The organism is Polaribacter sp. 2305UL8-11 (assembly GCF_058147165.1).
The window spans coordinates 1-235 of record NZ_JBYVJW010000120.1; the positions used below are offsets into that span (position 1 = coordinate 1).

Below are 235 nucleotides of genomic sequence, written 5' to 3' on the forward strand. Positions count from 1 at the left end.
CCCATGACAATAACATCTGCATTCTCTACGGTTTCCTTTATAGAATTTGATGCAACCAAACCTTTGTGGAATTCTGAATTGGGTAAATATTTTTTATTGGTTTTAAATTGATTAATTTCAGTGGTTGTATTTATATCTCTTGCCCATATAAGTGTATCACTATTCTTTGCAGTTAAACAAACTACAGTTGGTCCCCAAGAACCTGCACCCAATAAGCCTACTTTTAGTTTCATAT

At 33.2% G+C, this 235-nt stretch carries 1 pseudogene; it reads right to left on the minus strand.

Annotated elements, in window-relative coordinates:
- A pseudogene (locus ACY2RW_RS16415) lies at positions 1-235 on the minus strand (NAD(P)H-dependent glycerol-3-phosphate dehydrogenase); the annotation flags it as partial.